Annotated in this window: 6 protein-coding genes; all 6 read left to right on the top strand. The window is 61.5% G+C overall.

The annotated features are described in order from the left end of the window. A partial coding sequence (locus ENZ75_RS18885) for a DUF2182 domain-containing protein (protein ID WP_206617063.1) occupies nucleotides 1-357 on the top strand: 357 nt, incomplete at its 5' end. Between the two features lie 443 nt (nucleotides 358-800). Next, nucleotides 801-1,829, top strand: a complete 1,029-nt coding sequence (locus ENZ75_RS18880) for an amino acid ABC transporter substrate-binding protein (protein WP_013532423.1) — start codon at nucleotides 801-803, stop codon at nucleotides 1,827-1,829. Nucleotides 1,830-1,892: 63 nt separating this feature from the next. Continuing rightward, nucleotides 1,893-3,080, top strand: a complete 1,188-nt coding sequence (locus ENZ75_RS18875; protein ID WP_013532422.1) for an amino acid ABC transporter permease — start codon at nucleotides 1,893-1,895, stop codon at nucleotides 3,078-3,080. 9 nt (nucleotides 3,081-3,089) lie between these two features. Next, nucleotides 3,090-4,247: an amino acid ABC transporter permease gene (locus ENZ75_RS18870; RefSeq protein WP_013532421.1), complete on the top strand. Its 1,158-nt coding sequence runs from the start codon at nucleotides 3,090-3,092 to the stop codon at nucleotides 4,245-4,247. Nucleotides 4,248-4,278: 31 nt separating this feature from the next. Next, complete coding sequence (locus ENZ75_RS18865; RefSeq protein WP_013532420.1) at nucleotides 4,279-5,082, top strand: amino acid ABC transporter ATP-binding protein; 804 nt, start codon at nucleotides 4,279-4,281, stop codon at nucleotides 5,080-5,082. 111 nt (nucleotides 5,083-5,193) lie between these two features. Then, a partial coding sequence (locus tag ENZ75_RS18860; protein WP_128278238.1) for a DUF2459 domain-containing protein occupies nucleotides 5,194-5,596 on the top strand: 403 nt, incomplete at its 3' end.

Here is a 5,596-nt window from a genome sequence, read left to right as displayed (position 1 = left end):
GTCCTCGGCGGCCTCGTCCTGATCGCCGCCGGTCTCTATCAATGGACGCCGATGAAGGGCGTCTGCCTGCGCCAATGTCAGGCCCCGATCGCGTTCCTGGCCGGCCATGGCGGATTCCGCTCCGCTCCGCTCGGCGCGCTCCGGCTGGGCATCGATCACGGCGCCTACTGTCTGGGGTGCTGCTGGGCGCTGATGGCTCTGCTGTTCGTCGGTGGCGTCATGAACGTGCTGTGGATCGCCGGCATCGCCATCCTCGTCCTGCTGGAGAAGACGGTGCCGACCGGGCAGCTGATTCCGCGCGTTTCAGGCGCGTTGATGGCTGGCATCGGGACCTGGATCGTCTTTCAAGCCTCTTGAGAACAGTCTTCGTCTGCGACCTGTATTGGACTGCAGCCGCCAGTAAATCGTCAGAAGACAATCTTGGGACATGGTAGTTCGCCCCACGCGGAGGTCAACAACCACGAGGTATTTGCCCGGGATGGATTTCGCTGCCGCGGCCGGTATCGGCCCCGCGTTGGCGTTGCATCAGCTTTGCCGCCTTTATTGGCCCCTGCTGACTAATTCGCGGGCGTGTTTGTCTGTAAATCAGGCATTTACGGCAATCGGTTTTCAAACTCTTCGGGTTTGGGTCATTTCCCTTGACCTCACAGGAATTATCGCCTTCGATGACATTTGTGAATGGGAGGCGGCGCGTCGGTTACGATGCGGGGTTTCGGGATGGGCCGGGATGAAGCCGCGTTCACACGGGAGAAAAAAATCAGGATTTACTCCTGAAAAACAGAGAAAAGGGTCTGTGGGTCATGAAACACATTGCTATCGGCATTCTAGGCGCCGCCACGCTTGGATTGATGGCGTCCGCCGCGTCGGCGGCCACGCTCGACACCGTCAAGGCGAAGGGCTTCATCCAGTGCGGCGTCTCCACCGGCCTGGCCGGCTTTTCGGCGCCGGACGACAAGGGTGACTGGCAAGGCATCGATGCGGATTTCTGCCGCGCTGTCGCGGCCGCCGTCTTCGGTGACGGCTCCAGGGTCAAGTTCACGCCGCTCAGCGCCAAGGAGCGGTTTACCGCGCTGCAGTCGGGCGAGATCGACATCCTGTCGCGCAACACCACCTGGACCATCAACCGCGATACGGCACTCGGCCTGAATTTCATCGGCGTCACCTATTATGACGGCCAGGGTTTCATGATCAACGCCAAGAAGCTGCCGGGTGTCAATTCGGCATTGCAGCTCTCGGGCGCAGCCGTCTGCGTGCAGAGCGGCACCACCACCGAGCTGAACCTCGCCGACTACTTCAAGGCCAACAAGATGGAGTACAATCCCGTCGTCTTCGAAAAGCTGGAAGAGGTCAACGCCGCCTATGATGCCGGCCGCTGCGACGTCTACACCACCGATCAGTCGGGCCTCTATGGCATACGCCTGACGCTGGGATCGCCGGCCGACCATGTCGTGCTGCCCGAGATCATCTCCAAGGAGCCGCTCGGACCTGCCGTTCGCCAGGGCGACGACCAGTGGTACCACATCGTCAAATGGACCTATTTTGCGCTGCTGCAGGCTGAAGAGCTCGGCATCACCAAGGCCAATGTCGATGAGATGAAGAACTCGGCCAGCCCCGAGATCAAGCGCGTTCTCGGCCAGGAAGCCGACACCAAGATCGGTACCGATCTCGGCGTCTCCAATGACTGGGTGGTCAACATCGTCAAGGCCGTCGGCAATTATGGCGAAATGTTCGAGCGCAATGTCGGCTCGGGCAGCCCGCTGAAGATCGCGCGCGGCATCAACGCGCTGTGGACCAAGGGCGGCCTGCAATACGCGCCGCCGATCCGCTGATCGAAATGTGATCCGGGAGGCAGATCATCTGCCTCCCGGTTTCTCTTTCCAGGGGACGGTCGAATGGCATCGCAGGACGTACTTCGCGAGGAGCCCAGCCGCGGCTCCTTCATCAACGATCCGAAAATCCGGGGCATATTCTTCCAGGTGCTGGTCGTCGTGCTGCTGGTGGCGGGCGTCTGGTGGATTGCCCACAACGTCATCGACAACCTGACGCGGTTGCGCATCGCTTCAGGCTTCGGCTTCCTCAAGGGCCGCGCCGGCTTCGATATCAGCGAGAGCGCGATCGCCTATTCGTCGGATTCGACCTATGGCCGCGCCATTCTGGTCGGCCTCCTCAACACGGTCATCGTCGCCATCGTCGGCATCATCACCGCGACAATCATCGGCTTCGTCATCGGCATCGGCCGGCTCTCGAAGAACTGGCTGATCAGGAAGATCTGCACCGTCTATGTCGAGGTCTTCCGCAACATCCCGCCGCTGCTGGTCATCTTCTTCTGGTATTCCGGCGTGCTGGCCGTGCTGCCGGCGCCACGCGACAGCATCAATTTGCCGTTCGGCTCCTTTCTCAACCAGCGCGGTTTCTATTTTCCACGCGCCGTATGGGGCGACGGTTCATGGCTGATTTTCGTCGCCCTGCTCGTCGGCATCGCCATGGCGTGGTTCGTCGCGCGCAAGGCGCGGCAACGGCAGATGGCGACCGGCCAGCAATTTCCGGTGTTTTGGACATCCGCGGCGCTGATCGTCGGGCTGCCGCTGCTCGCCTATGCGCTGAGCGGCTTTCCCCTGAGCTTCGATTACCCCAAGCAGTCGACTTTCAACCTGACCGGCGGCTTTCAGGTCCGGCCGGAGTTCCTGTCGCTTTATCTGGCGCTGTCCTGCTATACCGCCGCCTTCATCGCCGAGATCGTGCGTGCCGGCATCAGGGGTGTCAGCGCGGGCCAGACGGAAGCCGCCGGAGCGTTGGGATTGCGTTCCGGATCGATCCTGCGGCTGGTCGTCGTGCCGCAGGCCATGCGCATCGTCATTCCGCCGCTGACCAGCCAGTATCTCAACCTGACCAAGAACTCGTCGCTGGCCATCGCCATCGGCTATCCGGACCTGACGGCGACCGCCGGGACAGTGCTGAACCAGACCGGCCAGGCCGTCGAGGGCGTGGTGATCATGATGGTGATCTATCTCGCCATCAGCCTTCTGACCTCGCTTGTGATGAACTGGTTCAACGCCAAGATGGCGCTGGTGGAGAGGTGAGGTAAGGACATGCAAGAACATGATATGTCCTGGGTGCGCACCGAAATGGTGCTGGCGCAGCCGGCGCCCGCCAGCGTCACCGGCCTCGGCGCATGGGTGCGCAAGAACCTGATCGCGTCTACCGGCGACACCATTTTGACAATCGTCGGCATCGCCCTGGTGGCGATGATCCTGCCGCAAATCATCAATTGGGCGTTCATCAACGCCGTGTGGACGGGGCCGGACCGGACCGTATGCGCCACGGTGGCGCAAGGCGGCATCCAGCCGGATGGCTGGACCGGCGCCTGCTGGGCTTTCGTCAATGCCAAGTTCGGCCAGTTCATGCTCGGCCGCTATCCCATCGAGGAGCGCTGGCGGCCGATCCTGGTCGCCATCCTGTTCGTGGCGCTGCTGGTGCCGATGCTGATGCCGAAGGTGCCACGCAAAGGGCTGAATGCGGTTCTGCTGTTCTTCGTGCTGCCGATCGTCGCCTTCGTCCTGCTGGTCGGCGGCATGTTCGGCCTGCCGCATGTCGAGACCTCGCTTTGGGGCGGGCTCTTGGTAACGCTCAGCCTGTCCTTCGTCGGCATTGCCGTGTCGCTGCCGCTCGGCATCGTGCTGGCGCTCGGCCGCCGTTCCAAGATGCCGATCATCAAGACGCTGTGCGTCGTCTTCATCGAGACGGTGCGCGGCATCCCGCTGATCACCGTGCTGTTCTTCGCCAGCGTCATGCTGCCGCTGTTCCTGCCGGAGGGCGTTTCGTTCGACAAGTTCCTGCGCGCTTTGATCGGCGTGTCGCTGTTTGCCGCCGCCTATATGGCCGAAGTGGTGCGCGGCGGCCTGCAGGCGATCCCCAAGGGCCAATATGAAGGTGCCGATTCGCTCGGCCTCGGCTATTGGCAGAAGATGTATTTCATCGTCATGCCGCAGGCGCTCAAATTGGTCATCCCGGGCATCGTCAACACCTTCATCGGCATGTTCAAGGACACCAGCCTGGTCATCATCATCTCGATGTTCGACCTGCTCGGCATCGTCAAACAGAATTTTTCCGATGCAAACTGGGCAACCGCGCAGACGGCGAGGTCCGGCCTGATCTTCGCCGCCTTCGTCTTCTGGCTGTTCTGCTTCGGCATGTCGCGCTATTCAATGTACACCGAACGCCGGCTCGACACCGGCCACAAACGCTAAACATAAACAAAAGAACAAGGGGATCCCTCTCATGGCCACCGAAAATGCCGTCAGCGCCGAAGAGATCAAGGTCAACGCCGCCAAGATGCAGATTTCGACGACCGATGTCGCCATCGACATCATCGCCATGCACAAATGGTATGGCGAGTTCCATGTGCTGAAGGACATCAACCTGAAAGTGATGCGCGGCGAGCGCATCGTCATCTGCGGCCCCTCCGGCTCCGGCAAATCGACCATGATCCGCTGCATCAACCGCCTGGAGGAGCACCAGAAGGGCAAGATCATCGTCGACGGTAAGGAATTGACCAACGATCTCAAGAAGATCGACGAGGTGCGCCGCGAGGTCGGCATGGTGTTCCAGCACTTCAACCTGTTCCCGCATCTGACCATCCTGGAGAACTGCACGCTGGCGCCGATCTGGGTGCGCAAGACGCCGAAGAAGCAGGCCGAGGAAATCGCCATGCATTTCCTCAAGCGCGTCAAGATCCCGGAACAGGCCAACAAATATCCCGGCCAGCTTTCCGGCGGCCAGCAGCAGCGTGTGGCGATTGCCCGCTCGCTGTGCATGAACCCGCGCATCATGCTGTTCGACGAGCCGACCTCGGCGCTTGATCCGGAGATGATCAAGGAAGTGCTGGAGACCATGGTTGGCCTTGCCGAAGAAGGCATGACCATGCTGTGCGTCACCCACGAGATGGGTTTTGCCCGCAAGGTCGCCAACCGGGTGATCTTCATGGACCAGGGCCAGATCGTCGAGCAGAACACGCCGGCCGAGTTCTTCGACCACCCGCGCCATGAGCGCACGAAGCTGTTCCTGTCGCAGATCCTGCACTAGGCTTTCGATGTTTGCGAGGAGCCCGGCTGAAACACTGCCGGGCTCTTTTGCGTATGGCATAACAGGCGACCGTTCCTGTCGCGCTGGAGCGCTTTTGCAGAGCCGCTTTTCATGAAGAGACTGGGACGTTTTCTAGGCCTTCTGTTGATTGTCGTCGCTCTCGCCGTGACGACGGGCACCCTCGTGCCGCGGCCGCTGTGGCCGGCGGCCGCCGCCATGCCCGCCGCGACGCGCCACATCCTGGTGCTGAACAATCCGATCCACACCGATATCGCCATCCCGGTCGACGATGCCGTGCGCCAGCGTTTCCACTTCCTGGTCGACGCCGGCATACCGGCCGACAGGCCGGAGGTCCGCTACATCGTCTTCGGCTGGGGCGGTCGCGCCTTCTACCTGGAGACGCCGACATGGTCCGAGCTGAAGGCGGTACCGGTGATGAAGGCACTGACCCTCGACGCGTCGGTCATGCATGTCGATGTCGCCGGTGACATCCTCGAACCGCCCCCTGACATCG

The sequence above is a fragment of the Mesorhizobium sp. M7A.F.Ca.CA.002.04.1.1 genome (genome assembly GCF_004022805.1).
In the GTDB taxonomy this organism is placed as follows: Bacteria; Pseudomonadota; Alphaproteobacteria; order Rhizobiales; family Rhizobiaceae; genus Mesorhizobium; species Mesorhizobium ciceri.
Note: the sequence above shows the minus strand (reverse complement) of the source record. Positions and strands in the feature narration are given on the sequence as shown.

What these genes read in the sequence shown, in the direction of transcription:
- ENZ75_RS18870 (WP_013532421.1), top strand. Translation starts at nt 3,090, where the DNA reads ATGCAAGAACATGATATGTCCTGGGTGCGCACCGAAATGGTGCTGGCG.
- ENZ75_RS18880 (WP_013532423.1), top strand. Translation starts at nt 801, where the DNA reads ATGAAACACATTGCTATCGGCATTCTAGGCGCCGCCACGCTTGGATTG.
- ENZ75_RS18875 (WP_013532422.1), top strand. Translation starts at nt 1,893, where the DNA reads ATGGCATCGCAGGACGTACTTCGCGAGGAGCCCAGCCGCGGCTCCTTC.
- ENZ75_RS18865 (WP_013532420.1), top strand. Translation starts at nt 4,279, where the DNA reads ATGGCCACCGAAAATGCCGTCAGCGCCGAAGAGATCAAGGTCAACGCC.